This is a genomic window from Pseudonocardia alni, assembly GCF_002813375.1.
Taxonomy (GTDB): Bacteria; Actinomycetota; Actinomycetes; order Mycobacteriales; family Pseudonocardiaceae; genus Pseudonocardia; species Pseudonocardia alni.
This window is the reverse complement of sequence record NZ_PHUJ01000003.1, coordinates 2,750,227-2,776,161: the sequence shown is the minus strand read 5'-3', so window position 1 is coordinate 2,776,161 and position 25,935 is coordinate 2,750,227. Positions and strand designations below refer to the sequence as shown.

The window sequence follows — 25,935 nt, the reverse complement described above, 5'->3', positions numbered from 1 at the left end:
CCCACCTTCTCCGCGCCTGCGGTTGCGCACGACAGGCTGTCGCCGTGACGTCGGCAACACGCCAGCCGACCTCCGGTCGCCCCGTCCCCGGCTCCTTGCACCCCAGGAAGATCGGGAGTGTGATGTGGGCGCTGCCACACGAGACGTGCGGCAACTTTTCCGGGCGCGCAGGCGTGGTCGCGAGACAGGCGACGGCGATCGGCGCTCCTCGGACGAAGTCCCCGGTCAGACCCCGCGCTTCGGAGCGTGCGTGGTCGCGTACGAGGAGTGAGAGTTCATGACAGAGGTCCGGGTCACCGTCGACGGCGTGAACTACGCCGACGACGTCGAGCCCCGCATGTTGCTCGCGCAGTACCTGAGGGAGACGCTGGGCAAGACGGGGACGCTGATCGGCTGCGACACCAGCAACTGTGGTGCCTGCACGGTTCATCTCAACGGGCAGAGCGTGAAGTCCTGCTCGGTGCTCGCGGTCCAGGCGGACGGCGCCGAGGTCACCACCATCGAGGGTCTCGCCCGCGACGGTCAGCTGCACCCGGTGCAGGAGGCCTTCCGCGAGTGCCACGGTCTGCAGTGCGGGTACTGCACGCCGGGAATGATCATGGCTGCGGTGGACCTGCTCGGGGACAACCCCGACCCGTCCGAGCAGGAGGTCCGTGAGGGCATCGAGGGCAACCTCTGCCGCTGCACGGGCTACCAGAACATCGTGCGCGCCGTGCAGACCGCGGCGAAGAACATGAAGCCGGGAGCCGCTCAGCCCTCCGGCCAGGCCGCCCCGGTTGCGGGAGGTAACTGACGTGACGACGACCGCCGAACCCACCACGACCGGCGAGATCGGCAAGGCCCGGGTCCGCAAGGAGGACCAGCGCCTCATCACCGGCCGGTCCCGCTACACCGACTCCATCACCCCTCCGGGAACCGTCCACATCGCCGTCGTCCGGTCGACGATCGCGCGGGCGACCATCACCTCGATCGACAAGTCCGAGGCCGAGAAGGCCCCGGGTGTGTTCGGCGTCTACACCGCGGCCGACCTCGGTGCGGAGGAGGTCGGCATGCCCTGCGCGTGGCCGATCACCCCGGACCAGAAGGCCCCGCAGCGCCCGGTGCTCGCCGTCGGCCGCGTCAACTTCTCCGGTGAGGGCGTCGCCGTCGTCGTCGCCCGGTCGGCCGCCGCCGCGCGCGACGCCGCCGAGCTCGTCGAGGTCGACTACGAGCCGCTCGACCCGGTCCTCGACATGGAGGCCGCCGCGCAGGACGGCGCCGAGCTGGTCCACCCGGACCTCGGCACCAACGTCTCCGCGACCTGGGTGTTCGACTCCGCCGCCGCCGGCACCGGTGCCGACGTGGCCGAGGCCATCAAGGCCGCCGAGGCCGACAGCGACTCCGTCGTCGTCCGCCGCCGCTTCCGCCAGCAGCGCCTGATCCCCGCGTTCATGGAGCCCCGCTCCTGCGTGGTGGACCCGACCGGTGAGCAGCTGACCATCTGGGCCGCGACCCAGGTGCCGCACATCCTGCGCACCATGACCACGGTGACCCTCGGGGTGCCGGAGTCCAAGCTGCGTGTCATCGCCCCCGACGTGGGCGGCGGCTTCGGCGGCAAGATCGGCGTCCTGCCCGAGGAGATGCTCTGCGTGCTGCTCGCGCAGAAGCTGGGCAAGCCGGTCAAGTGGACCGAGACCCGCAGCGAGTGCATGCTCACCGCGCACCACGCCCGGGACCAGATCCAGGACCTCGTGATGACCGCCAAGAAGGACGGCACCATCACCGGGTTCGACGTCCACCTCTACGCCGACATGGGTGCCTACCTGGGCCTCGTCGGGCCGGGTGTGCCGATCCTCGGCGCGTTCATGTTCAACGCGATCTACAAGATCCCCGCGCTGAAGTTCACCTGCTCCAACGTCTTCACCAACAAGGCGCTGACCGACGCCTACCGCGGCGCCGGCCGCCCCGAGGCGACCTTCGCCGTCGAGCGCATGCTCGACGAGCTGGCCGTCGAGCTCGGCCGCGACCCGATGGAGCTGCGCGAGCAGAACTGGATCAAGCACGAGGAGTTCCCCTTCACGACCGTCGTGGGCCTGACCTACGACACCGGCAACTACGAGCAGGCCACGCAGCGCGCGATGGAGCTGTTCGACTACGCCGGTCTGCGCCGTGAGCAGGAGGAGCGCCGCCGCTCCGGTGACCCGGTCCAGCTGGGCATCGGCATCTCGACCTTCACCGAGATGTGCGGCCTCGCCCCGTCCCGCGTGCTCGGCTCGCTGGACTACGGCGCCGGCGGCTGGGAGGCCGCCAGCATCCGGATGCTGGCCACCGGCAAGGTCGAGGTCACCACCGGTGCCTCCGCCCACGGCCAGGGCCACGAGACGGCGTTCTCGCAGATCGTCGCGGACAAGCTGGGCGTCGCGTTCGAGGACGTCGAGATCCTGCACGGCGACACCCAGGTGGCGCCGAAGGGCCTCGACACCTACGGCTCGCGCTCGCTGGTCGTCGGCGGTGTGGCCATCGTCAACGCCGCGGACAAGGTGATCGAGAAGGCGACGAAGATCGCCGCGCACCTGCTCGAGGCCTCCGAGGACGACATCGAGTTCGCGAACGGCCAGTTCACGGTCAAGGGCACCGACAAGGGCAAGGCCATCCAGGAGATCGCGTTCGCCGCGTTCATGGCGCACGACTACCCGGAGGGTATGGAGCCCTCGCTGGACTCCGACGCCGTCTTCGACCCGGAGAACTTCTCCTACCCGCACGGCACCCACCTGGCCGCGATCGAGGTCGACACCGACACCGGCCGGGTGAACCTGCGCAAGTACGTCTGCGTCGACGACATCGGCAACGTCATCAACCCGCTGATCGTCGAGGGCCAGGTGCACGGCGGTCTCGCCCAGGGCATCGCGCAGGCCCTGTTCGAGGAGGCGAACTACGACGACCAGGGCACCCTGGTCAACGCCACGTTCGTCGACTACACGATCCCGTCCGCGGCGGACCTGCCGAGCTTCACCACCGAGACGGTCTCCACCCCGGCGACGAGCAACCCGCTCGGCGTCAAGGGCGTCGGCGAGGCGGGCACCATCGCCTCGACCCCGGCGATCCTCAACGGCGTGCTGGACGCGGTGCGGCACCTCGGCGTCGACGAGATCGAGATGCCGACCACCTCGCAGCGCGTGTGGCGTGCGCTCCAGGTCGCCAAGGGCAAGAACCCGCAGGAGACCCCGAGCGACACCCACGCGCCCGGTGCCGGCCTCGGTTCCATCGACCCGAACAACCCCAAGGGAGAGGTCCAGTGATCCCGGCGAAGTTCGACTACGTCCGGCCCTCCTCGGTCGAGGAGGCCGTGTCGGCCCTGCAGTCGGCCGGTGAGGACGCGAAGATCCTGGCGGGCGGGCAGAGCCTGCTGCCGGTGCTGCGCCTGCGGATGGCCGCGCCGAGCACCGTCATCGACCTCGGGGGCATCCCCGAGCTCAAGCGGATCGGCGAGGACGACCAGTACGTCATGGTCGGCGCGATGGCCACCCACCACGAGGTCATGCGCAACGACCTGGTGAACTCCCACGTGGAGCTGATCGCCCGGGCGACCGAGACCGTCGCGGACCCGCAGGTCCGCCACCGCGGCACCCTGGGCGGCGCGCTCGCGCACGCCGACCCGGCCGGTGACCTGGGCGCGGCCGCCCTGGCGATGGACGCCGAGTTCGTCATCCTGGGTGCCGGTGGCACCCGCCTGGTGACCGCGGCGGACTTCTTCCAGGACTACTTCACGACCGCGATCGGCGAGGGCGAGATCCTCACCATGATCCGGTTCCCGAAGCGGTCCGGCTGGAAGAGCCACTACGAGAAGTTCAACCGGGTCGCCCAGGCGTGGTCGATGGTGGCCGTCGCCGTGGCGCTGAAGGTGGACGGCGGGACCATCACCGAGGCCCGCGTCGGCCTGACCAACATGGGCAACGTGCCGATCCGGGCGACCGGTGTCGAGGCGGCCCTGGTGGGCAAGGCCGCGGGTCCGGACGTCGCGAAGGCGGCCGCCGAGCACGCGCTCGAGGGCACGTCCGCTCCGAGTGACGCGGACGCCGCCGCCGACTACCGTGAGCACCTGGCGAAGGTTCTCACCGGTCGTGCGGTGCTGGCCGCGGCCGGCTGACGTACCCGAGGAACACACCGACGCCGGCGCCGGCCCCGGAACCCCCGGGACCGGCGCCGGCGTTCGTTCGAGGAGGCTGGGCAGAGAAGATGCAACTGGAGAACAAGTTCACGATCGCGGCGCCGATCGAGGACGCGTGGAAGGCCCTCAACGACCCGGAGCTCATCGCTCCGTGCTTCCCCGGGGCGACCCTGACCGAGTACGAGGGCGACTCGTTCCAGGGCACCGTCAAGGTCAAGCTCGGCCCGATCTCGCTCACGTACAAGGGCAAGGGCACCTACATCGAGCGTGACGACGCGAACCACAAGGTGGTCATCGACGCGTCCGGCCGCGACGCCCGCGGCAACGGCACCGCCAAGGCCGTCGTGACCGGCACGATGGTCGCCGACGGTGCGGACAAGACCTCGGTCACGATGGTCACCGACATGACCGTCACCGGTCGTCCGGCGCAGTTCGGCCGGGGTGTCATCTCCGACGTCGCCGACAAGATCATCGGGCAGTTCTCGAGCTGCGTCGCGGACAAGCTGACCGGCCCCGGTGCGGCGACCTCCAACGGCGCGGGCCCGAAGCACGCGGCCGACCAGACCAGTCCGATCCCGGCCGTCCCGCCGGGCCCGGGTGAGCAGGCCGCGCCCGCCCCGGTGAAGCGGACCTACCAGCCGCAGAGCAGCCCGGTCGAGGCCATCGACCTGCTCGACTCGGCGGGTGCCCCGGTGCTCAAGCGCCTCGGGCCGGTGCTGGGCGGCGTGGGCGCGCTCGTGCTGCTGGTCGTGCTGATCCGGCGTCTGCGTGGCGCGAAGGGCTGAGTCCCCCGCACGTCCCTCCGGGCCGGTACCGCGTTCCGCGGTGCCGGCCCGTGGCGTTGCGGGGCAGGATGGAGCGGTGCGAGCGGGCGAGCGGAACGGGCTGACCGACGTCGAGGGCCTGCGGGTCGGGCACGCGGCGGTGAACGGGCCGGGTGCCCGCAGCGGGACGACGGTCGTGCTGGCCCCGCCGGGCGGCGCGGTCGCCGGCGTGGACGTGCGCGGCGCCGCGCCCGGCACCCGGGAGACCGACCTGCTCGACCCGGTCGCGACGGTCCAGCGCGTGCACGCCGTCACCCTGTCCGGGGGCAGCGCCTTCGGTCTCGACGCCGCGTCCGGCGTGATGGCCCGGCTGGAGCGCGACGGCGAGGGGTTCCCGGTGCCGGGCGCCGTCGTGCCGATCGTGCCGGCCGCCGTGGTGTTCGACCTCGGTCGCGGCGGTGACCCCCGGGCCCGCCCGACCGCGGTGACCGGCACGGCCGCCTACGACGACGCACACGCCGGCCCGGTCGTCCAGGGTTCGGTCGGGGCGGGCACCGGCGCGGTGTCCGGCGGGCTTCGCGGCGGGATCGGGTCGGCGTCCGCGGTGCTCACCGAGGGCTCTGCCGCCGGGACGACGATCGCGGCCCTGGTCGTCCTCAACTCCGCCGGTGCGGCCGCGGACCCGGCCACCGGTGAGGTGTACGGCGCCCGGCACGGTCTGCCGGGCGAGTTCGCCGCCGGGGTGGCCCCGGCCCTCGCCCCGCCGGAGCGGCTCGCCGCGCTGTACGCAGGGCACGTGAACCCGCTGGGGACGGCGACGACGCTGGTGGTCGTCGGCACCGACGCGGCCCTGGACAAGGTCGGCTGCACCCGGCTGGCGACGATGGCGCACGACGGCCTGGCCCGGTCGATCTCGCCGGTGCACACGATCCGCGACGGCGACTGCGCGTTCGCGCTGGCCACGGGCACCCGGGCCGCACCGGACGTCGCCGGGGTGTTCGCGCTGCAGGCGGCCGCGGCGGAGGTGACGGCGCGGGCGGTGGCGCACGCGCTGCTGGCGGCGGAACCGGCGCCGGACCGGCCGTCGTACTCGTCGCTCCTGGTGGGCCCGTGAGCGCGCCGAACCCGTGGCTGGGGCGCCCGCGTGCCCCGCGCCCGCCGCCCGCGCCGGACCCGGATGCGGTGCGTCTGGTGGGGCTGCCCCGGCGGCGGGCCGCGGCCCGGGCGGTGAACGACGTGGTGCGGGGGGTGGACGTGCGCGCGTTCGACGACGGGTGGACCGTCTCGTTCCTCAGCGGCTACTACACGCTCTGCCACACCCTCGACCAGCTGCTCGACGCCGTCGCCCCGGCCGGGGAGCGGGAGCTGCTGCGGGCGACGGTGCTGGCCGCGGCCGACGGGTCCGCGAGCCGCGGCTGACCGCCCGATCGGCGGGGCCCCGTGACCCGGGCCCCGCCGACCTCCGGTCCCGGGCCGGCTCAGTCGTCGTCGCGGTCGTGCCGGTCGTCGTCGCCGTCGTGCCGGTCGACGTCGTGGTCGAGGACCTGGCCGGTGGCGGCGTCGATGTCGAGATCGTGCTCGGTGGTGCCGTTCACGACCTCGACCTCCCAGTGGTCCCGGCCGTCGCTGCGGTCGTCGTCGCGGTCGTCGTCGTGCCGGTCGTCGTCGCTGTCGGCCCGGTCGAACTCGACCTCGGTGACCCGCCCGCCGCCCGCGGCGGCGAGGGCGGCGCGCTCGGCGGCGGCGCGGTCGACCGCCGGCGCGGCGGGGGTGGGGGCTGCGGGCGCGGTGGCGGCCGCGGGTGCCGTGGGCGCGGCGGTACGGGGCAGCTCCGGGGGCAGGAGGTCGGCGGTGCGCGCGATCGCGGCGCCGGTCGGGACGACGGTGAGCTCGTCCGGGGCGCCGCCCGCGCCGAGCGCGAGGGCGGTGCCCCCGCCGACGAGCAGGAGACCGGTGGCGGCGACGGCGGCGACGGTGAGCGGGGTACGCACGGTGATCTTCCTCCGAGAGGTTCCGGCTGGTCCGGGTCGGTGCGACCCGGATGCTGGTGGGAACTGTGCCGCCGCCCGCCCCAAGGTCGCGCTGCGTGAGCCCTAAGGCGGCGTTAGGGCCCGGAGCGGCCGAACTACAGTCGTCGGGGTGTCGACCATCAGCCCGGACGAGGGAGTGGCGCGCCGGCTGAAGGCCCTGGCCTGCACGGCGCCGCTGCACGATCTCGACGCCCGCAAGGGGCGGCTCGACTGGGACGCGACCGGCTACCAGATGGCCGAGATCGGCCTGCAGGCGATCGACCAGGTCACCCTGGCCATGGACTTCGACCACGGTGCCGACCACGCGGAGGTCGTCCGGCGGCTGCTGCCGTTCGTGGGCGCGCAGGTGCCGGGGGCGCCGCGGTCGGAGTACGTCCGCGTCGCACAGTGGGTGATCGACAACCTGATCAACGTGGGGTCGATCGACCGCGGGTTCGCCGTGGAGTACGGCACGACCGACGACGACGGGCGCTACGTGCGTCGCCGATTCGACTTCAAGCTGCTCGTCGAGGTGGCCGCCCCGGACGGCGGGATCTACCTGCGCGCCTCGGACGAGGCGATCAACGTGCTGGTCGGGGCGCTGGACACCGACGTCGAGTCGGCCCAGGAGGCGGCCGAGACGAAGCTGGAGACGCTGATCGTCCGCGGTCGTCTCGGCGACGCCCGGCTGGCGGCCGAGCAGGCCCGCTACCGGACCGTGCAGTACGCGGAGTCGTTGCGGCGCAAGCTGGAGGCGACCCGGCGCGACGTCCGCTCGGTGGACTGGCTCGACGCCGTCCCGCAGCTGCTCGACGAGGCACTGACCCATATCGAGTCCCGCTACCGCGCCGAGACGATGATCAAGGCGAACATCGCCGACGCCCGTGACGAGGCCACCGAGCCCGGGCGCCGCAGGCAGGCCGCGGAGCTGGTGACCGTCGTCGACGACTGCATCCAGCGACACACCCAGCTGCAGGCACGGTTGCAGGAGGCGGGCGCGTCGTTCCGCGCCGAGCAGGACCGCCAGCAGTTCTCCGGGAAGCCGAAGCGGGCCGCCGTCGACGTGTTCGGGCAGCTGCTGCGGCCGTCGCTGGCGCTGACCGTCGAGGCGGCGCACGACCCGGTGACCGGCTACTTCGGTGCCGGGGCCGGGGTGCGGAACCCGTCGGTGCCGAGCCTGGGCGGGCTGGTCGAGACGTTGCTGACACCGCCGAGCGACCGTGACCCGTTCGGCGCCGAGGTTCCCGAGCCGGAGCTGGCGCCGCAGCCGCGCGAGCGGTTCGGGGTGGATACGTGGGCGGCCGCCGACGCGGTGCTGCCCGCCGACGTCGAGCACCCGGTGCGGCTGTCCGCGGCGCTCGCGGCGGCCCGCGCGGCCGGGGCGGACCTGCCGCAGCTGGTCGCGTTGCGGGCGATGCACGCCGTCGGGACGGCGGTGGCCACGGCACGGACCCAGGGCGACCCGTCGGTGCTGGTCGCCGTCGACGACGGGACGGTCCTCGACGACCCCGAGTTCGGCGGCGCGGACCTGCTGCTGGCGCGGGCCGGGGTGCAGGGCGGACAGACGAACCGACGGACGGCGCAGACATGAGTGACACCGAGACCGCGGCCCGCCTGGTCGGCTACGGCATGCGCCCCAAGGCGCTGCCCGGCCGTGACCCCGACTACGCCGACCTGGTCCGGCGCTACCGCGAGGACGACGAGTTCCGCACGACCGTGCAGCGCGTCGCGTCCGGTCTGGGCCTGGTGGTGCTGGCCGTCGACACCGGCCCGGGCATCGTGCTCGCCGCGACCGAGGGCTCGGTGTTCGAGATCCGGATGGACGAGTACGCCCGCCGCACCGCCCTGGCCAACCGGGGCGCCGACAAGGTCCTGCACGGGATCGCCCACCTCGCCGTCGCCGCGCTGGCCTTCCCCCGCCCCGACGACCTCGGCGACGACTCCTACGTCGGCCGGGTCTCGGTGGAGCTCGTCGACGGCGCCGTCCGCGAGGCCTGCCGGGTGCTGAACGAGCGTGCCGCGGGTCCCGCCGACCCCGAGTCCGACGCTCCGCAGCTCGAGGAGGTCTGGCGGGTCTGGCAGCGTCGCCCGGAGGCCACCGCGACCAAGGACGGCCGCGTCGGGGAGTCCACCACCCGCGGGATCGTCGGCAAGGCGCTGCGGTTCCTCGCCGACCAGGGCTTCCTCGTCCCGGTCGGCGCGGAGGGCGCCTACCGGACGACGCCGCGCTACCAGGTGCAGGTGCGCGAGCTCGCGGCCCAGCGGGCCTTCGACGAGCTGCTGGCCCTGAACGTCCTGCCCGCCGCGACCGCCGCCGGGACCCTGGTGACCGAGCACGACGGCGTGTTCGACGCGCCCGGGTCCGGTGCTCAGGGCGCGGCCGGGACGGGAAGCGCGCCCGACCTCGACGATCCGCCGGGGTCGGGGGAGACGGCCGGGCCGTCGTCGGCACTCGATCCGGCACCCGCGGCGAGGCAGCCTGTGGGGGAGAGCTCCTCGGACATCGTTCATCCGGTGAACGGCGCGAACGGTGCCGGGACCGACGGCTCGGTCGGCTCGGTCGGCTCGGACACCGTGCCCGTGGAACTCGCTTACCCGGTAAGCGAGTTCGTGCAGAGCGGTGTCGGGGGTGACGGCGTGGCCGGTGACCCGATGGGCGTTGTCGATCCCGTCGGCGGGGCTGTGCCGGGGGAACCCGCTGACCCGGTAAGCGAGTTCGCACAGGACGGTGCCGGGGGTGGCGACACGGCCGGGGACCGACACCCTGCCGATACGGGTACGGAGCGTGCGGATCCGGCCGGCCCGCCGGACACCCCGCCGACCGACCACCGCACGGAGGACCGCGATGTATGAGCTGACCCGGGTCCGCCTGTTCTCCGTCGGTCCGACCGCCGCGCGCTACCAGGACGTCGCACTCGACCTGCGGGGCGTCGGGGCCCCGGTGAAGGTCGCCGTCCAGGAGGACCTGTTCGCCCCGGACGCGCTCGACCGCACGACGCCGCGTCGGCCGTCGCCGGCGTCGGTGCTGTTCCTGGAGAACGGCGGCGGCAAGTCCGTCCTGCTCAAGCTGATCTTCTCGGTCCTGCTGCCCGGGCGGCGCCAGGTCGTCGGGACCACCAGCACCACGGTGCTGGAGAACTTCGTGCTGGCCGAGGACGTGGCGCACGTCGTCTGCGAGTGGATGCACGTCGGTACCGGGCGGCTGCTGGTCACCGGGAAGGTGTCGGAGTGGCGCGGGCACGTCGCCTCCAGCGACCCGGAGAAGCTGGCCGACGCCTGGTTCTCCTTCCGGCCGGTCCCCGGGATGGGCCTCGACGACCTGCCGTTCACCCACGACGGGCGCCGGGTCACCCTGGCCGCCTTCCGGGAGCGCCTGCAGACCGCGCACCGCGAGCACCCCGACGCCGAGCTCGCCTGGGAGACCGGGCACCGGGACTGGACCCGCCACCTCGTCGAGGTCGGCCTGGACCCGGAGCTGTTCCGCTACCAGCGCGCGATGAACGCCGGCGAGGGCGAGGCCGCCGAGGCGTTCTCGTTCTCCTCCGACGAGGCGTTCGTCGACTTCCTGCTGCGCGCGGTGCTCGACCCGGCGGAGCCGCAGAACGTCGCCGAGCTCGTCGCCGGCTACGCCGACCGGCTCGCCCAGCGCGAGGAGCTGGAGACCGAGCGGGAGTTCGTCGACGGCACGCTGTCCCGGCTCGAGCCGATGGTCGACGCCGAGGCCACCGCGACCGCCGCCCGCGACACCGAGACGGCTGCGCGGACCGAGCTGGCGGCGACCGCGTCGCGGATCGCGGCCCGCCGGATCGCCGAGGAGGCCCGCTCGGTGACCGCCGCCGAGGAGGCCACCGGCGCGGTCGAGGCCGAGCAGTCCGCGGCCCGGACGGCGGAGCGGCTGCAGGACACCGTCGGTGAACTGCGCAGACTCACCGCGGGGCTCGCCGTCGAGGCCGCCGAGCGGACCGCGGCCGAGGCGACCCGCGAGCGCGACGCGGCGTCGGCCGTCTCGATGGCCCGCGACGCCGTCGAACCGGTCCTGGCGCACCGCGTCGCCGCCGCCGAGGCCGCGCGGCTGCGCGCCCGCGTCGAGGAGGAGGAGCAGAAGGCCCGGCCCGCGCTCGCCGCGCGGCAGGACGCCGCCCGCGCGCTCGCGGTCGCGCTGGCCCGGGTCGCCGCGGAGGCCGACGCCGCCGCCGACGCGGCGGAGGAGCACCGCGCCGACGCCGAGGAGCGCGCGGCGGCCGCCCGTCGCGAGCAGGTCGCCCGCACCGCCGACGCCGCCCGCGCCGAGAGCGCCGCCGCCACCGCCCGCGAGGCCCTCGACGACCTCGACACCCGGGTCGCCGCCGCCGTCTCCGCCGGGCACCTGAAGGCGGGCTCGACCGCCGCCGACGTCGAGGACTCCGCGGCCGCCGCCCGGACCGAGGCGGAGCGGTGCGCCACCGCGCTCGCCGACGCCGACACCGCGGCCGCCACGATCCGCGAGGAGCGACGGGCCGCCGAGGCCCGCCGCACCGCCGCCCAGGACGCGGCGGCCGCCGCCCGCGCCGACGCCGCGACCGCCGAGGCCGCGCGCTCCGCCGCGGAGGCCGACGCCGTCGCGCTCGCCGCGGAGGTCCGGCCCGCGGAGCTGCTCGGACTCGACGAGACCCGCCCGGACACCGACGCGGGCCTCGTCGTCGACACCCTGACCACCGCGATCCGCGGCGCCGAGCGGGAGCGGACGACCCTGCACGGCGACCAGCGCCGCGACGAACGCGCGCTCGCCGCGCTCGGCGACGGCGGCCTGCTGCCCGACCCGACGGAGATCGAGGACGTCCTCGCGGCGCTGGAGGCCGCCGGGATCACCGCCTGGTCCGGCCGTCGCTACCTGGCGAAGCTGCCCGCCCCCGACCGGGAGACCGTGCTGGCGCGGCTACCGCACCTGGCGGGCGGGGTGCTGCTCAACGACGCGCGCGACGCCGAGCGGGCCCGCGCCGAGCTGGACGCGGCGCGGCTGCTGCCGGCCTGCCTGGTCGCGGTCGGCACCACCGCCGCGCTGCGCGCCGACGCCGACGCGGCGCCCGGGATCGACTTCGTCGTGCCGCCCAACCCGGCCCTGCACGACGAGGAGGCCGCCGAACAGGTCCGGGTCCGGCTCGTCGCCGAGACCACCGAGCGCGCCGCCCGGCTCGCCGAGCTGGAGACCGTCCTCGACGACGACCGCAGGCTGCGGGACCGGTTCGCCGCGCTGCGCGACCGTCGTCCCACCCTCGCCGACCTCACCGAGGCCGCCGAGGCCGCCGAGGCCGCACGGGCCGCGGCCGTCGCCGAGTACGAGGCGACCCGCGCCGAGGTCGAGGACCTCGACGAGCGCGCCGACCGGCTCACCGTCGACCGGCCCGGCCTGGAGCGCACCGCCGGGGACACCCGTCGCCGGGCGGACGCGCTCGCCGCGCTGCGCACCGAGCTCGCCCGCCGGGCGACGCACGAGGAGCGGATGCGCACCGGGGAGGCCGACGCCGCGCGGGCCCGCCAGGAGGCCGACGCCGCCGGGACCACCGCCGACCGCGCCGGTCGCGAGGCCGCCGACGCGCAGCAGACGCGCGACCGGCAGCGCGGCATCGGCACGACCCTGCGCGACGAGGCCGCGGCGCTCCCGGTCTCCACCGACGAGGTCGGCGGGCAGGACGGGGAGCCGGAGGGGGCCCCCGAGGGGTCGCTGGCCGAGCTGCGCGAGGAGTTCCAGCGGGCCCGCGACGCCTACGCCTCGGCCTCCGTCGACACCGACCTGCAGGGTGCGCTGGAGCGGGCCGAGGCCGATGCGCGGGAGCGGCGGGTCGCCGTCGACGGGCTGCCGCGCACCGTCGTCGAGGCCGCGACGGCGTTCCTGCACACCCCCGACGGCGCCGACGCAGCCAGCCGCCGCGCCGCCGCCGAGCAGGCCCGGACCGCCTACGACGAGGCCGAGGGCCGCCGCGCCGACGCCGCGACCGAGCTGGCCGTCGCCCGCCGCGAGCTGGAGCGGTTCACCGGCGGCGAGCGGCCGATCGACCACGGTGCCGAGGGTCGCTCCGCCCGCTGCGCGCCGTACGACCCGCCCCGCGACGCCGAGCACGGCCGCGAGCTGGTCGCCCGCGCCACGGCCGACCTGGACGCGGCGGGCAAGGACCTGGAACGCCGTCGTCGGGCCCGGACCGACGCCGAGGACGCCCACCGCACCGCCACCGACCTCGCCCGCGGGTTCGGGCTGGTCGTGTCCTCGCTGGACGAGCCGCCCGAGCCGTCCGGGGTGCCGTTCGACGGTGACGTCGAGGCCGCCCAGGCTGCGCTCAAGCGCCACCAGAACGCCGTCCGCGACGCGGCGGGGGAGCGGACGCGGGCCGAGAAGAAGGTCCGCGAGGGGGTCGACGCCGTCGCCCGCTTCGCGCAGGACCCGCGGTTCGCGACCCTGAGCTCCCCGGTGCACCGCCACATCGGCGGCGTCGACCGGTCGGAGATGCCCGGCCTCGCCGCGGAGTGGATCGCCGCGCTGCGCCCGCGGCTGCGCTCCCTCGACGACGACCTCGGCAACATCGAGCGGCACCGCTCCGGGATCGTCACCCGGCTGTCCGGGATGGTCGGCGAAGCGCTGCGCACGGTGCGCCTCGCGCAACGGCTCTCCCAGCTGCCCGAGGGCCTCGGCGACTGGTCGGGCCAGCAGTTCCTGCGGATCCGGTTCGAGGAGCTGCCCGACGCGGCGCTGCGCCACGAGCTCGGCGCCGTCGTCGACCGCACCGCCACCGGCATGGCGGGCGGGAAGGCGAAGGACCGGCGCGACGGCACGTCCATGCTGCTGCGCGGGGTCCGGGCGGCGATGCCGAAGGGCGTCCGGGTCGAGATGCTCAAGCCCGACGCCGTGCTGCGCACCGAGCGGCTGCGTGTCTCCGCGATCAAGGACGTGTTCTCCGGCGGGCAGCAGCTGACCGCGGCGATCGTCCTGTACTGCACGATGGCGGCGCTGCGGGCGCACCAGCGCGGGCAGGGCAGGCGGGCGCACGCGGGCGTGCTGTTCCTCGACAACCCGATCGGGCGGGCGTCGGCGGGGTACCTGCTGGAGCTGCAGTTCGGTGTCGCACAGGCCCTCGGCGTGCAGCTGGTCTACACGACCGGGCTGTTCGACGCCGGCGCGCTGTCGTCGTTCCCGCTGCTCGTGCGGCTGCGCAACGACGCCGACCTGCGTGCCGGACGCAAGTACCTGTCCGTCGACGAGCGGGTCACCCGGTCGGTGCCCGACGCCGACGCCCCCGGCGGCCGGATCACCGCCGCCCGCGTCTACCGGCGCCCCGAGGCCGCGGTGGCCGCCGGCACCGGCGACGACGGCGCGGGGTCGGCCGGATGACCCCGCCCGGGCCGGTCGCGGAGCGGCTCGCGGAGCTGCTGGCGGCCTCCGGGCGGACCCGGATCCCGCGCTCGGCGGTGCGCGCGGCGTTCCTGCAGGCGGACCCCACGATGGTCGGCAGCGTCGACGCCCGGCGGAACCTCGCCGGGGTACTGGCCGAGCTGGCCGCCGCGGGCGTGCTGGAGCCGACCGGCCGGACCGACGACGGGGTGCCGCCGCTGCCGAACTCGGTACGGCTGGTCCGGCCGTGCACGGACGCCGCCCCGGCCGTGGACCGGGGGCCGTGGCATCCCGCGCTGTCGGGGGCCGCGGACCTGCGGCGGCCGTCGCGGGTGCTGCTGCAGGTCAACGACTGGCTGTTCGCCCACGCGTCCCGGGCGGTGGAGGTCCCGCTGCGCGAGCGCGCGCTGGAGATCACCGGCGACGAGAAGGCCTTCGACGGCCCGCTGCCCGGCGGGCTGACGCCGGAGGTCCTGCGGGCCCGCCGGGTCGTCCCGCCGCTGCACCGCGAGCGCCTGCCCGGCGGCGGGCCGGTGCTGCTCGTCGTCGAGAACGCCGACACCCTGGACTCGCTGCGCCGTGCCCTGGCGCCCGAGCCCGGCCCGGTCGGTGGCCTCGCCTGGGGCGCGGGGAACGCGTTCACCGCGTCGGTGCTCGCCCTGCGCGACGACCCGCCCGCGGCGGTCCGCTACTTCGGCGACCTCGACGCCGCCGGGCTGCGGATCCCGCGTGCCGCCTCCGATCTCGCCGAGGCGCACGGCCTGCCGCCGGTGCGGCCCGCGACCGGGCTGTACCGGGCGCTGCTGCGACACGGGCGCCCGGCCTCGGCGCGGACGGTGGACCACAGCGAGGTCGAGTGGCTCGACGCCGGACTGCGCGGCCCCGTCCGCGACCTCTTCGCGGCCGGGGCGCGCCTGGCCCAGGAGGCCGTCGGGGTCACGGTCCTGGCCGGCGACCCGGACTGGCGCGACGGGCTCGCCCCGGCCTGAGGGCTCACCCGGTCCGGGTCAGCTGTCGTCGCGGTCGTCGTCGGTGCGGTCGTTCCGGTCGACGTCGTGGTCGAGGACCTCACCGGTCGCGGCGTCGACGTCGACGTCGTGCTCGGCGTCGGCGGTGCGGACCTCGACCTCCCAGTGGTCGCGGTCGTCGGAGCGGGAGTCGTCGTCCCGGTCGTCGTCGCGGTCGTCGTCGGCGCGGTCGAACTCGACCGTCACGACCTGTCCGCCCCCGGCCCGCTCGACGGCGATCCGCTCGGCCGCGGCACGGTCCACGGCGGCACCGGCGCCCGGTGCGGGGGCGGTGTCGGCGGCGCTCTGCGCGGCGGGGGTCACGGCGACCTCGGCCGGCGAGGCGCACGCGGCACCGCCGCCGACGAGCAGGAGGCCGGTGGCGGCGAGGGCGGCGAGGGAGAGCGTCGAGGGCATCGGGATGTCCTTCCGGGAGGGGTCGTGCTGACACCGGTGACGATGCCGCGCTGTCGATCAACGGCGCGCTGCACGACTCCTAACGGCACCCCAAGATCGGTACCCGCTCAGCCCGCGGGCGGCCCCAGCTCCAGCTCCACCCGCAGCCCGCCCCCGGCCGGGGAGAGCACCGTCAGTGCCCCGCCGCCCTGGTCGGCGGTGCGCCGGGCGATGTCGAGGCCCAGCCCCGTCGAGCCGCCGCCGCTGACCCCGCGGGAGGTCGGGTCGGTCCCGGGCGGCAGCCCCGGACCGTCGTCGTGCACGACGATCCGGGCGCCCCCGCCGGCCCGGGCCGACAGCTCGACGTCGAAGGCCGTGCCGTCCGGGGTGTGCGCGAAGACGTTGCCCAGCAGCGCGTCCACACACGCCTCCAGGTCGCCGGGTGCGCAGGCCACGGGCAGCGGGCCGTCGGCCAGGTGCAGGGTCACCGAGCGGTCGGTGTCCTCGGCCAGCACCCGCCAGAACTCCACCCGCTCCCGGACGACGGCCGCCGCGTCCGCGCTGCGGGTCGTGCCGCCGCGTCGCCGGGCCTGCTCGATCGCGCCCGTGACCGCGCGCCGGACGCCGTCGACCCCGGCCGACAGCCGTGCGGACTCGTCCGGGTCGCGCAGGGCCTCGGCGTCGAGCTGCAGGGCGGTCAGCGGGGTGCGGACCCGGTGTGCCAGGTCCGCGACGTTCTCCCGCTCCTCGCGCAGCAGCTCCGAGATCCGCCCGGCCAGCCCGTTCAGCGCGCTCGCGACGACACCGAGCTCGGCCGGGGCGCCGGGGTCGGCGCGCGCGGACAGGTCGCCGGCCGCGAGCCGCTCCGACACCCCGGACAGGTCGGTGGTGGCGTCGACGAGGGTGCGGGCCAGCCGGTCCGCGAGCAGCAGCCCTCCGGCGAGCAGCACCAGCGACAGCCCGCCCAGCAGCAGCCAGGAGCGGGTCACCCCGCGGGTGAGCTCGGCGTCGGGGACGAACACGCGGATCGCGGCGTTGCCGCCCGCGGCGCCGGTCACCGCGAACACCAGCTCGCGCCCGCCGGCCGCCTCGGTCGACGCGCTCGTCCCGAGCAGACCCAGCCGGACGACCGGGCTGCGCGGTGCGGGCGCGCCGAGCACGGTGCCGTCGGGCAGGAACACCGAGACGTCGGAGGCGTCGCGGCCGTCGGCGTTCTGTACGGCGGGGACCAGCACCGACCGGTCCCCGCCCGCGACGGCCGGGGTCAGCACCTGGGCCTGGACGGTCGCCGCGGACACCGCCGAGCTCTCCGCGACCGAGCGGATCAGCGTCGCGAGCGGGACCGCGAACGCGACCAGCACCAGCAGCACGGTCGCCCCGACGAGGACGAGGATGCGCCGGCGCATCAGGCGGTGCCCTCCCCGGTCCCCGGCGGCGCCGGCGGCGCGGACAGCCGGACCCCGACGCCGCGCACCGAGTGCAGGTAGCGCGGGGCCTGCGCGGTCTCGCCGAGCTTGCGGCGCAGCCACGACAGGTGCACGTCGACGGTCTTGTCGGCGCCGCCGTAGGGCTGCTGCCAGACCTCGGTCACCAGCTCCCGCTTGCTGACGACCTGGTCGGCACGGGCGGCGAGGTGGTGCAGCAGGTCGAACTCGCGCGGGGTCAGCTCCAGCTCGGTGCCGTCGAGCACCGCGCGCCGCGAACGGGGGTCCACCGACAGCCCGCCGACGACGACGGTGGGGTCGCCCGCCCCGTCGCCGAGCCGGCGCAGCACCGCCCGGATCCGGGCGTCGAGCTGGGCGGCGGCGAACGGTTTGACCAGGTAGTCGTCGGCTCCCGCGTCGAGCACGGAGACGATCTCGGTCTCGTCGTCGCGTGCGGTCGCGACGATCACCGGCACCGTGCTGGCGCCACGCAGCATCCGCAGCATGGTGGTGCCGTCCATGTCGGGCAGGCCGAGGTCGAGCACCACGAGGTCGGGCCGCTTCCCGACGGCGTGCTCCAGCCCGGCCATCGCGGTCGGTGCGGAGTCGACGGCGTGCCCCCGCTCGGTCAGCCCGCGGATGAGCGCTCCGCGGATGCCGGGGTCGTCCTCGACGATCAGGATCTGGGCCACGGAGGGAGAACCTATCCGCCGCGACCCCGACCGCGGTGGGGCACAGCCGTCGCTTGTGTCGCGTTTAGGGATCCGTTAACCGGGTCCGGGGCATGCTGTGCGCGTGGAACGACCGACGCGCCCCGTCCTGCAGATCGCGCTCTGGACCGCCGCGGCCGCGGGTGCCCTGCTCCTGGGCCTGACGGCCGTCGGGAGCATCGGCAGCGACCTCGCGGGCACACAGACGCAGCCGCTCAGCGCCGAGCAGGTGGACGCCCGCCTGGCCCAGCAGGCCGCCACCGCCGCGCCACCGGCACCCGCGCCCGTCCCGACGACGGCGCCCGCCTCCGCCCCGCCCGCGGTGGTGCAGGCCGGGACGGCGGGGAACATCCTGGTCCGGTGCGACGGCGCGGCCCCGCGGATCGTGTCGGTCAACCCCGCGCAGGGCTGGGAGCGCGAGGACGACACGGACATCGGCCCGGCCGAGGTCGTCTTCGACGGCGACGACGTCCCGGACGTCCGGGTCACGCTGAGCTGCGCCGGTGGGGTGCCGACCGGCCGGGTCGCGACCGTCCCCGAGGACTGACCGACCGTCCCCGAGGACTGACCGACCGTCCCCGTGGACCGAGCGACCGTCCCCGAGGACCGAGCGACCGTCCCCGAGGACCGAGCCGCGCGGACGGACCGGGCCGCCCCGCCGGAGGCGCCGGGTCTCAGCCGCCGGCGAACGGCGGGAGCACGTCGAGCGTGGCCGCCCCGCCGACCGCGGTGGAGCGGTCGCGCACCGCCACCTCGTCGAGCAGGAAGCTGCAGCGCAGCAACACCTGCTCCAGCTCCGGGCCGTGCGCGGTGCCGAGTGCGGCGACGGCGTCGGCCACCGTCGCGCCGCCGGGGATCTCGACGGTCTCCTCACCGGTGCCGGCGGCCGCCTTGGCGGCGGCGAAGTAGCGGACGGTCAGCGTGCGGGTCACCAGGGGCGTGGTGAGCGAGGGGGTCATGCTCATCCTCCGATCGCGCTCATGGGGCGCGCGGGCTGCAGGAATCCGGGGTCGTCGATGCCATGGCCCGCCTTCTTGCCCCACATCGCGTCGCGCCAGACGTCGGCGATCTCGGCGTCGGTCGCGCCGCCGCGGAGCATGGCGCGCAGGTCGGTCTCGCCGGTGGCGAACAGGCAGGTGCGGACCTGGCCGTCGGCGGTGAGACGGGTCCGGTCGCAGGCCCCGCAGAACGGGCGGGTCACCGAGGCGATCACCCCGACGGTGGCGGGGCCCCCGTCCACCACGAACCGCTCGGCGGGCGCGCCGCCACGGTCCTCGTCGGACGGGGTGAGCACGAAGCGCTCCTCGAGCCGCGCCAGGATCTCCTCGGCGGTGATCATCTCGGTGCGGCGCCAGCCGTGCTGGGCGTCGAGCGGCATCTGCTCGATGAAACGCAGCTGGTAGCCGTGGGTCAGCGCGAACTCCAGCAGGTCCGCGGCCTCGTCGTCGTTCACGCCGCGCAGCAGCACCGCGTTGATCTTCACCGGGGACAGGCCCGCGGCGTGCGCGGCGGCCATCCCGTCGATGACGTCCGACAGGCGGTCGCGCCGGGTGATCTGCGCGAACCGCTCCGGACGCAGGGTGTCCATCGAGACGTTGAGCCGGTTCACCCCGGAGGCCGCGAGGGCCCCGGCGCGGCGGGCGAGCCCGATGCCGTTGGTGGTCAGCGAGATGTCCGGGCGGGGCTCCAGCGCCGACGCCGCGGAGAAGATCTCCTCCAGGCCCTTGCGCAGCAGCGGTTCACCGCCGGTGAACCGCAGCTCCTCGATCCCGAGGTCGCGCACCGCCAGCGCGATCAGCCGGTTCAGCTCCGCGTCGGTCAGCTGCTCCTCGCGCGGCATCCAGTCCAGGCCCTCGGCGGGCATGCAGTAGGTGCAGCGCAGGTTGCAGCGGTCGGTGAGCGAGATCCGCAGGTCGGTCGCGACCCGGCCGAACCCGTCGACGAGACGGGGGTCGGCCGGTCGGGCCGGGTCCCGGGACGCGCCGCCCCGCAGCGACGGCAGGCCGAGCTCGGTGGTCATGGGCCCGAGGCTAACCCCCGCCGTGCGGGCCCGCCCAGGGCGGGTTTCCGCAGCTCAGAACCGTGATCCGCACCCGCGGACGTGGCTGGGGTCACGCCGTCGCAGGTGCGGAACTAGTCATTGTGTACCTAGTCGAAAGGACAGGGACACGATTACTTCTGGTGGGCCTTCAGCTCCTGCCTGGCGACCGAGCGGATGTGCACCTCGTCCGGTCCGTCGGCGAAGCGCAGGGCGCGCGCCCAGGCGTAGAAGTAGGCCAGCGGGGTGTCGTCGCTCATCGCGGCCCCGCCGTGCACCTGCATCGCCCGGTCGATCACGGTGCACGCCATCCGCGGCACGACGACCTTGATCGCGGCGATCTCGGTGGCCGCGCCCTTCGCGCCGTGGTTGTCGATCAACCACGCCGTCTTGAGCGTCAGCAGCCGGGCCTGCTCGATCTCCATCCGGCACAGCGCGATCTGCTCGCGCACCACGCCCTGCTCGGCCAGCGGCTTGCCGAACGCGACCCGCGCCTGCGCGCGCTCGGTCATCAGGTGCAGCGCGCGCTCGGCCATGCCGATCAGCCGCATGCAGTGGTGGATGCGGCCGGGGCCGAGCCGGGCCTGCGCGATGGCGAACCCGCCGCCCTCCTCGCCGAGCAGGTTCGACGCCGGCACCCGCACGCCCTCGAGGTGCAGCTCGGAGTGCCCGTGCTGGTCCTGGAAACCGAACGTCGGCAGGTGCCGCTCGATCGTCAGTCCGGGGGTGTCGCGCGGGACGAGGATCATCGACTGCCGGCGGTGCGTCGACACGGTGTCGTCGCTGTCGTCGGCGGTCTTGCCCATGACGATGAAGATCCGGCAGCGCTCGTCCGCGGCACCGGAGATCCACCACTTGCGGCCGTCGACGACGTAGTCGTCGCCGTCGCGCCGGATCCGGGTCTCGATGTTCGTGGCGTCCGACGACGCGACGTCCGGCTCGGTCATCGCGAACGCCGAGCGGATCTCGCCGTCGAGCAGGGGCTCCAGCCACTGCTGCTTCTGCTCGTCGGTGCCGAACAGGTGGAGCGTCTCCATGTTCCCGGTGTCCGGGGCCTGGCAGTTGATCACCTCCGGCGCGATGACCGGGGACCAGCCGGAGACCTCGGCGACCGGCGCGTACTCCAGGTTCGACAGCCCCGAGACGTCCGGCAGGAACAGGTTCCACAGGCCGCGCCCGCGGGCCTTCGCCTTCAGCTCCTCGACCACCGGGGGCAGGGCCCACTCCTCCGGGGTGCCGCGCCGCTCGGCCCGGAACGCGTCGTAGGAGGCCTCGGCCGGGAGGACCTCCTCGTCGAGGAAGGCGCGCATGCGCGCGGTGTAGTCGGCCGCCACGGCGCTGGGTGCGAAGTCCACGCCACCGATCAGATCACAGGTCCGCAGGCCCCGGCAGTGCGCGATCCCGACATCGTGCGGGGTATCCACCGTGGCACCCCCGCAGGCGCGACCATAGTATCCGGGTCGTGCCGCACTTCAGGATCTCCGAGGCCGCCCGACTGCTCGGCGTCAGCGACGACACCGTCCGCCGCTGGGTGGACGCGGGGACGCTGCCGGTGCAGGCGGACGCCTCGAACCGCAAGGTCATCGACGGTGCTGCGCTCGCCGCGTTCGCCCGGGATCACGCGTCCGCCCCGCCGGACCCCTCGGTGGTGCAGCGCTCGGCCCGCAACCGCATGGTCGGCCTGGTCACCTCGGTGCTGGCCGACACGGTGATGGCGCAGGTCGAGATGCAGTGCGGCCCGCACCGCGTGGTGTCGCTGATGAGCAGCGAGGCCGTGCGCGACCTCGGTCTCGAGCCCGGGGCGCTCGCGGTGGCGGTGATCAAGTCGACGAACGTGGTGGTGGAGACGCCGGGCGGGCACCTGTGACCCCCGGGGCCGGCACCGCCCCCGCGCCGGCCCCGACCCGGCGCCGCGAGGGCGCCGCCGACCGCCACGGCACGGGCGTCGGACTGCCGGTCTGGATGTGGGTCCCGGCCGGCATCGGATTCCTGGTCATCGCGCTCCCCGTGCTCGGGCTGCTGTGGGAGGCCGACTGGGCGGAGACCCCCCGCCTGCTCACCAGCGACGCCGCGCTGTCGGCGCTGCGCCTGTCGCTGCTCACCGCGGCGATCTCCACGACGCTGTGCCTGCTGCTCGGCGGGCCGCTCGCGGTGGTCCTGGCCCGCGGCCGGATCAACCGGCTGCCCCGCCTGATGCGCGGGGTCCGCTCGGTCGTCCTGCTCCCGCTGGTGCTGCCGCCGGTCGTCGGCGGGCTCTCGCTGCTGTTCCTGCTCGGTGCGAACGGCCTGGTCGGGCGGGGCCTGGACACCGCGTTCGGGATCTTCATCCCGTTCTCGACGGCCGCGGTGGTCCTGGCGCAGACCTTCGTCGCCATGCCGTTCCTCATCGTGTCGCTGGAGGGCGCCCTGCGGACCGCGGGAGAGCGCTACGAGGCGACCGCGGCCACCCTCGGCGCGTCGCCGGGTCTGGCCTTCCGCCGGGTCACCGTGCCGCTCGTGCTGCCCGGACTGGCGTCCGGGCTGGTGCTGGCCTTCGCCCGCTGCATGGGCGAGTTCGGGGCGACGATCGCGTTCGCCGGCAGCCTGGAGGGCACCACCCGGACCCTGCCGCTGCTGGTCTACCTGCAGGGCGAGACCGACGTCGCGGGAGCGGTCGCGCTGTCGCTGCTGCTGGTCGTCGTGTCGCTGGTCGTGATCGTCGTCGGGCGTCCGCGCGGGCTGGACGGCCGCGGATGAGCGGCGGCGGCGACACGGTGGAGCCCGGTGTGTACATGAGGGCGCGGCTGGACCGGGACGGGTTCGCCCTGGACCTGGAGCTGTCGGTCGCCGCGGGCGAGGTGCTCGCGGTGCTCGGACCGAACGGGGCGGGCAAGTCCACGATGCTCGGCATCCTGTCCGGGCTGCTGCGCCCGGACTCCGGGCACCTGCGCGTCGACGGCCGGACCCTGCTCGACACCGCCGACGGGACCTTCGTGCCTCCGCACCGGCGCGGTGTCGGGCTGCTCGCCCAGGAGCCGCTGCTGTTCCCGCACCTGTCGGCGCTGGCGAACGTCGCGTTCGGGCCGCGTGCCCAGGGCACGCCCCGCGCCGCGGCCGACTCCCGGGCCCGCGAGCTGCTCGACGCCGTCGGTGTCGGCGGGCTCGCCGCCCGCCGCCCCGCGCAGTTGTCCGGCGGACAGCAGCAGCGGGTCGCGCTGGCCCGCGCGCTGGCCCCCGGGCCGGGGCTGCTGCTGCTCGACGAGCCGCTCGCCGCCCTCGACGTCGACGCCACCCCCGCGATGCGCACCCTGCTGCGCCGGGTCATCGCCGACGGCAAGCAGACCGCCCTGCTGGTCACCCACGACGCGCTCGACGCGCTCGTGCTCGCCGACCGCGTCGTCGTGCTGGACCGGGGCCGGATCGTCGAGTCCGGCCCCGCACGGGACGTCCTGGCCCGGCCGCGGAGCGCGTTCTCCGCCCGCATCGCCGGTCTGGACCTGGTGCCGGGCGTGGCCGAGGGCTCCGGGGTGCGTACCGCGGACGGGACCGAGATCCGGGGCCGGGTCGTCGAGGTCGCCGAGGGGGAGCCCGCCGTCGCGGTGTTCCCGCCGTCCGCGGTCGCGGTGCACGCGAGCAGGCCCGAGGGCAGCCCGCGCAACGTCGTCCCGGTCCGGATCGCCGCGCTGGAGCCGCGCGGGGACACCGTGCGGCTGCGGGCCGCACCCGTCGCCGGGGGGCCGGACTGGGTGTCCGGGCTGGCCGCCGACGTCACCCCGGCCGCCGTCGCCGAACTGGGTGTCGAACCCGGTCACGAGGTGTGGTTCGCGGTGAAGGCGACCGAGGTCGCCGTGCACGGCCGGCACGCCTGAGGGCCACGGCCGATCCGCTGATCGTGCAGCTCGGAGCCCTGCCGGGCCCCGGTCGGCAGGCATCCCCGGCACCGCCGGTACCGAAACGCTCCGTCACCCGGGTGGTCCCAGGTGTCACCCGGGCCACCATCGTGTCTCTCGCACCAGGCGTCACAGGTGCATAGCGTCGCTGTCCGTGAGATCCATGCGTCCCCGCGCCGCCCGTCTGGTCACTGCCGGTGTCCTGGCGGTCGCACTCGGTGTTCCTCTCGCGCCGACGGCGTCCGCCGCCGAGACGGCGCCGTCGGCACCTGCCGGGTACCTGGTGCAGACGGCGACCGACGGGCAGACGCGGGCCGCCGCGGAGTCCGTCGGCGTCGAGCCGAAGGTCACCTTCGACAGCGTGGTGCACGGCTTCGCCGCGGACCTCACCCCCGCCCAGGCGACCGAGCTGCGCGACCGGCCCGGCGTCGTCGGGGTGGAGGAGGACCGCACGATCTCCCCGCTCGACCCGCAGGCCGCCCACCAGGACGCGCCGGTCGGCCCGCCCGCGGGTGCCGAGCAGGCGCCGGGCAACTGGGGGCTCGACCGCATCGACCAGCCGAACCTGCCGCTGGACGGGCAGTACCGGCACACCGCCACCGGCGCCGGGGTGGACGTGTTCGTCCTCGACACCGGCGTCGACGCGAGCCACCCGCAGTTCGGCGGCCGGGCCGGGCTCGAGCTCAACACGATCGACCGGACGGACACCGACTGCGACGGGCACGGCACCGTCGTCGCCGGGATCGCCGCGTCGAAGGACTACGGCGTGGCCCCGGGCGCGACCGTGCGCGCCGTGAAGGTGCTCGACTGCAACGGCACCGGGACGCTGTCGTCGCTGATCTCCGGTCTGGACTGGGTGACGAAGAACAAGCGCGGCCCCGCGGTCGCGGTGATGTCGTGGAGCTACGGCGGCTCGCCGATGCTCCAGCAGGCCGTACAGCGCATGATCGACTCCGGGGTGTTCGCGACCTCGTCGGCCGGCAACACCGGCGGCGACGACTGCACCGCGCTGCCCCGAGCGATCGGTGACGTGCTGGTCGTCGCGAACTCGACGATCGACGACAAGCGCTCGTCGAACTCCTCGACCGGCCGTTGCGTCTCGCTCTACGCACCGGGCACCCGGATCGTCGCGCCGGTCCCCGGGGGCGGCACCGCCTCCTACAGCGGGACCTCGATGGCTGCGCCCTTCGCGGCCGGGGTGGCAGCGCTGTACAAGCAGGCCCGCGGCGACGCGCCGGCCACCACCGTCACGAAGTGGATCGTCGACAACGCGGTGCCGGGGAAGGTCGACGGCGGCGGCACCGGCGGTACCCCGAACCGGCTGCTGCAGACCGGCGGGCTCTAGCCCCGGGCCTCGTCGGCCCACTCCCACAGCTCGTACACGGGCTGGTCGAGCAGGTCGTTCAGCTCGGCCGGCGACACCGACGGCGTCGCGAGCCACAGCACCTGGTCGGTCCACAGCCAGGCGATCCGAGGCGCGCCGCGGTCGCGCAGGGCACGGGCGGCGGCGGCGAGCGGGCCGGGGTCGAGGGCCTTCGGGTGGCCGGTGGTCACGACCGCGACGACCGTGCCGTCCACCTCGACCGACGCTCCGGCGACGGCGACCCGGTGGTCCGGGCCGGCGAGCCGGTCGAGCGCGGCGGCGTGCTCGGCGGGGTCCTGCTCGGCCCAGGTCGGGAGGAGGGCCAGCAACGCGTCCCAGCCGTCCGGTCCGGCCTCGCCCAGCGCGCCCAGCACGGCCCCGGCCGTGACCGGCTCGCCGTGGTCGGCGACCCCACCGGCCAGCGCATCGGGCTCGACGACGCCGGACGGCAGCACCCCCGCGCGCTCGAGTACCGCGACCGTGTGCCCCAGCCGGTCCCGGCCCTCGGCCGACAGGTCCGGGACGACCCGCACCGCGACGGGCGACGCCGGGGTCGTCGGCGCCCCGGGCGGCGGCGTCGGCAGCACCACCGGCGCCGGGACCGGGGGTGCGGCCGCGTCCGCGCGGTCCGCCGCCCGCCACGAGCGCCACGCCATCAGCCCGAACACCGCGACCGCGGTCGCGGCCAGCAGGAACGGGAACGCACGGTCCAGTGGTCCCCGGCCCGGCGCCCCCACCATCTCGATCTGCACCCCGGTCACGACGAACCAGCCGCCGACCACCACCGCGCCCGCCGCCGCGACGGCCGCGGAGACCCGGTCCAGCGTTCCCGGACGTGCCATGCCCGC

The 25,935-nt window shown here is 75.3% G+C and carries 22 protein-coding genes and 1 pseudogene; 15 read left to right on the top strand and 8 right to left on the bottom strand.

Annotated features, from left to right (window positions below; all coding sequences use genetic code 11):
• Positions 1-277 precede the first annotated feature (277 nt).
• The 6 genes from ATL51_RS13835 to ATL51_RS13810 all read left to right on the top strand — a co-directional run bounded on the left by ATL51_RS13835 (position 278) and on the right by ATL51_RS13810 (position 6,330).
• Positions 278-793 (top strand): (2Fe-2S)-binding protein, encoded by a 516-nt coding sequence (locus tag ATL51_RS13835; protein WP_100878813.1) that lies wholly within the window; start codon positions 278-280, stop codon positions 791-793.
• 1 nt (position 794) lies between these two features.
• Positions 795-3,278, top strand: coding sequence for a xanthine dehydrogenase family protein molybdopterin-binding subunit (locus tag ATL51_RS13830; protein WP_100878812.1), 2,484 nt, complete (start codon positions 795-797; stop codon positions 3,276-3,278).
• A complete protein-coding gene (locus ATL51_RS13825) occupies positions 3,275-4,126 on the top strand; it encodes an FAD binding domain-containing protein (protein ID WP_073576614.1) in 852 nt (283 codons plus the stop codon). The genes ATL51_RS13830 and ATL51_RS13825 overlap by 4 nt, the downstream gene beginning before the upstream one ends.
• A gap of 89 nt (positions 4,127-4,215) precedes the next feature.
• Positions 4,216-4,932 carry an SRPBCC family protein gene (locus ATL51_RS13820; protein ID WP_073576613.1) on the top strand — a complete coding sequence of 239 codons (717 nt, stop codon included), beginning with the start codon at positions 4,216-4,218 and terminating at the stop codon, positions 4,930-4,932.
• Positions 4,933-5,008: 76 nt separating this feature from the next.
• Positions 5,009-6,025, top strand: a complete 1,017-nt coding sequence (locus ATL51_RS13815) for a P1 family peptidase (protein ID WP_100878811.1) — start codon at positions 5,009-5,011, stop codon at positions 6,023-6,025.
• Positions 6,022-6,330, top strand: a complete 309-nt coding sequence (locus tag ATL51_RS13810; protein ID WP_100878810.1) for a hypothetical protein — start codon at positions 6,022-6,024, stop codon at positions 6,328-6,330. The genes ATL51_RS13815 and ATL51_RS13810 overlap by 4 nt, the downstream gene beginning before the upstream one ends.
• Before the next feature lie 59 nt (positions 6,331-6,389).
• On the opposite strand, the gene ATL51_RS13805 is transcribed toward ATL51_RS13810, so the two are convergent.
• Positions 6,390-6,902: a PepSY domain-containing protein gene (locus tag ATL51_RS13805; RefSeq protein ID WP_208622982.1), complete on the bottom strand. Its 513-nt coding sequence runs from the start codon at positions 6,900-6,902 to the stop codon at positions 6,390-6,392.
• Positions 6,903-7,050: 148 nt separating this feature from the next.
• Here ATL51_RS13805 and ATL51_RS13800 point away from each other — a divergent pair, with 148 nt between their 5' ends.
• The 4 genes and pseudogenes from ATL51_RS13800 to ATL51_RS13785 all read left to right on the top strand — a co-directional run bounded on the left by ATL51_RS13800 (position 7,051) and on the right by ATL51_RS13785 (position 15,269).
• Positions 7,051-8,511 carry a hypothetical protein gene (locus ATL51_RS13800; protein WP_073576609.1) on the top strand — a complete coding sequence of 487 codons (1,461 nt, stop codon included), beginning with the start codon at positions 7,051-7,053 and terminating at the stop codon, positions 8,509-8,511.
• Positions 8,508-9,245, top strand: a pseudogene (locus tag ATL51_RS13795) (hypothetical protein); the annotation flags it as partial. The gene ATL51_RS13800 and the pseudogene ATL51_RS13795, both read left to right, overlap by 4 nt.
• Before the next feature lie 520 nt (positions 9,246-9,765).
• Positions 9,766-14,280: a hypothetical protein gene (locus ATL51_RS13790; RefSeq protein ID WP_157818356.1), complete on the top strand. Its 4,515-nt coding sequence runs from the start codon at positions 9,766-9,768 to the stop codon at positions 14,278-14,280.
• A complete protein-coding gene (locus ATL51_RS13785) occupies positions 14,277-15,269 on the top strand; it encodes a DUF2399 domain-containing protein (RefSeq protein WP_100878808.1) in 993 nt (330 codons plus the stop codon). The genes ATL51_RS13790 and ATL51_RS13785 overlap by 4 nt, the downstream gene beginning before the upstream one ends.
• An 18-nt stretch (positions 15,270-15,287) precedes the next feature.
• On the opposite strand, the gene ATL51_RS13780 is transcribed toward ATL51_RS13785, so the two are convergent.
• The 3 genes from ATL51_RS13780 to ATL51_RS13770 all read right to left on the bottom strand — a co-directional run bounded on the left by ATL51_RS13780 (position 15,288) and on the right by ATL51_RS13770 (position 17,799).
• Positions 15,288-15,704, bottom strand: a complete 417-nt coding sequence (locus tag ATL51_RS13780; protein ID WP_100878807.1) for a PepSY domain-containing protein — start codon at positions 15,702-15,704, stop codon at positions 15,288-15,290.
• Between the two features lie 107 nt (positions 15,705-15,811).
• Positions 15,812-17,089: a HAMP domain-containing sensor histidine kinase gene (locus tag ATL51_RS13775; RefSeq protein WP_100878806.1), complete on the bottom strand. Its 1,278-nt coding sequence runs from the start codon at positions 17,087-17,089 to the stop codon at positions 15,812-15,814.
• Entirely contained in the window at positions 17,089-17,799 is a 711-nt protein-coding gene (locus tag ATL51_RS13770) for a response regulator transcription factor (protein ID WP_062398145.1), read from the bottom strand. The genes ATL51_RS13775 and ATL51_RS13770 overlap by 1 nt, the downstream gene beginning before the upstream one ends.
• Positions 17,800-17,902: 103 nt before the next feature.
• On the opposite strand from ATL51_RS13770, the gene ATL51_RS13765 reads away from it, so the two are divergent.
• Positions 17,903-18,364 (top strand): hypothetical protein, encoded by a 462-nt coding sequence (locus ATL51_RS13765; RefSeq protein ID WP_100878805.1) that lies wholly within the window; start codon positions 17,903-17,905, stop codon positions 18,362-18,364.
• Positions 18,365-18,491: 127 nt separating this feature from the next.
• On the opposite strand, the gene ATL51_RS13760 is transcribed toward ATL51_RS13765, so the two are convergent.
• The 3 genes from ATL51_RS13760 to ATL51_RS13750 form a co-directional block, all read right to left on the bottom strand.
• Positions 18,492-18,776, bottom strand: a complete 285-nt coding sequence (locus ATL51_RS13760) for a MoaD/ThiS family protein (protein WP_083658803.1) — start codon at positions 18,774-18,776, stop codon at positions 18,492-18,494.
• A gap of 2 nt (positions 18,777-18,778) precedes the next feature.
• Positions 18,779-19,837: a GTP 3',8-cyclase MoaA gene (gene moaA / locus ATL51_RS13755; RefSeq protein ID WP_073576602.1), complete on the bottom strand. Its 1,059-nt coding sequence runs from the start codon at positions 19,835-19,837 to the stop codon at positions 18,779-18,781.
• A gap of 152 nt (positions 19,838-19,989) precedes the next feature.
• The gene (locus ATL51_RS13750) at positions 19,990-21,210 is read right to left on the bottom strand and encodes an acyl-CoA dehydrogenase family protein (protein WP_100878804.1); all 1,221 of its coding nucleotides are present in this window, start codon (positions 21,208-21,210) and stop codon (positions 19,990-19,992) included.
• 107 nt (positions 21,211-21,317) lie between these two features.
• On the opposite strand from ATL51_RS13750, the gene ATL51_RS13745 reads away from it, so the two are divergent.
• The 4 genes from ATL51_RS13745 (at position 21,318) to ATL51_RS13730 (ending at position 25,069) form a co-directional block, all read left to right on the top strand.
• A complete protein-coding gene (locus tag ATL51_RS13745; protein WP_062398137.1) occupies positions 21,318-21,722 on the top strand; it encodes a TOBE domain-containing protein in 405 nt (134 codons plus the stop codon).
• Between the two features lie 95 nt (positions 21,723-21,817).
• The gene (locus tag ATL51_RS13740) at positions 21,818-22,591 is read left to right on the top strand and encodes an ABC transporter permease (protein WP_100880697.1); all 774 of its coding nucleotides are present in this window, start codon (positions 21,818-21,820) and stop codon (positions 22,589-22,591) included.
• A gap of 35 nt (positions 22,592-22,626) precedes the next feature.
• Positions 22,627-23,703 carry a sulfate/molybdate ABC transporter ATP-binding protein gene (locus tag ATL51_RS13735; protein ID WP_208622981.1) on the top strand — a complete coding sequence of 359 codons (1,077 nt, stop codon included), beginning with the start codon at positions 22,627-22,629 and terminating at the stop codon, positions 23,701-23,703.
• 184 nt (positions 23,704-23,887) lie between these two features.
• Positions 23,888-25,069, top strand: a complete 1,182-nt coding sequence (locus ATL51_RS13730; protein ID WP_301549251.1) for a S8 family peptidase — start codon at positions 23,888-23,890, stop codon at positions 25,067-25,069.
• On the opposite strand, the gene ATL51_RS13725 is transcribed toward ATL51_RS13730, so the two are convergent.
• A complete protein-coding gene (locus ATL51_RS13725; RefSeq protein ID WP_100878802.1) occupies positions 25,066-25,929 on the bottom strand; it encodes a hypothetical protein in 864 nt (287 codons plus the stop codon). The genes ATL51_RS13730 and ATL51_RS13725 overlap by 4 nt on opposite strands.
• Between the last annotated feature and the right edge of the window lie 6 nt (positions 25,930-25,935).

Coding starts and splice junctions, on each gene's coding strand:
- ATL51_RS13835 (WP_100878813.1), top strand. CDS start 278: ATGACAGAGGTCCGGGTCACCGTCGACGGCGTGAACTACGCCGACGAC.
- ATL51_RS13820 (WP_073576613.1), top strand. CDS start 4,216: ATGCAACTGGAGAACAAGTTCACGATCGCGGCGCCGATCGAGGACGCG.
- ATL51_RS13790 (WP_157818356.1), top strand. CDS start 9,766: ATGTATGAGCTGACCCGGGTCCGCCTGTTCTCCGTCGGTCCGACCGCC.
- ATL51_RS13785 (WP_100878808.1), top strand. CDS start 14,277: ATGACCCCGCCCGGGCCGGTCGCGGAGCGGCTCGCGGAGCTGCTGGCG.
- ATL51_RS13780 (WP_100878807.1), bottom strand. CDS start 15,704: ATGCCCTCGACGCTCTCCCTCGCCGCCCTCGCCGCCACCGGCCTCCTG.
- ATL51_RS13775 (WP_100878806.1), bottom strand. CDS start 17,089: ATGCGCCGGCGCATCCTCGTCCTCGTCGGGGCGACCGTGCTGCTGGTG.
- ATL51_RS13760 (WP_083658803.1), bottom strand. CDS start 18,776: ATGACCCCCTCGCTCACCACGCCCCTGGTGACCCGCACGCTGACCGTC.
- moaA (WP_073576602.1), bottom strand. CDS start 19,837: ATGACCACCGAGCTCGGCCTGCCGTCGCTGCGGGGCGGCGCGTCCCGG.
- ATL51_RS13740 (WP_100880697.1), top strand. CDS start 21,818: ATGTGGGTCCCGGCCGGCATCGGATTCCTGGTCATCGCGCTCCCCGTG.
- ATL51_RS13735 (WP_208622981.1), top strand. CDS start 22,627: ATGAGGGCGCGGCTGGACCGGGACGGGTTCGCCCTGGACCTGGAGCTG.
- ATL51_RS13730 (WP_301549251.1), top strand. CDS start 23,888: ATGCGTCCCCGCGCCGCCCGTCTGGTCACTGCCGGTGTCCTGGCGGTC.
- ATL51_RS13725 (WP_100878802.1), bottom strand. CDS start 25,929: ATGGCACGTCCGGGAACGCTGGACCGGGTCTCCGCGGCCGTCGCGGCG.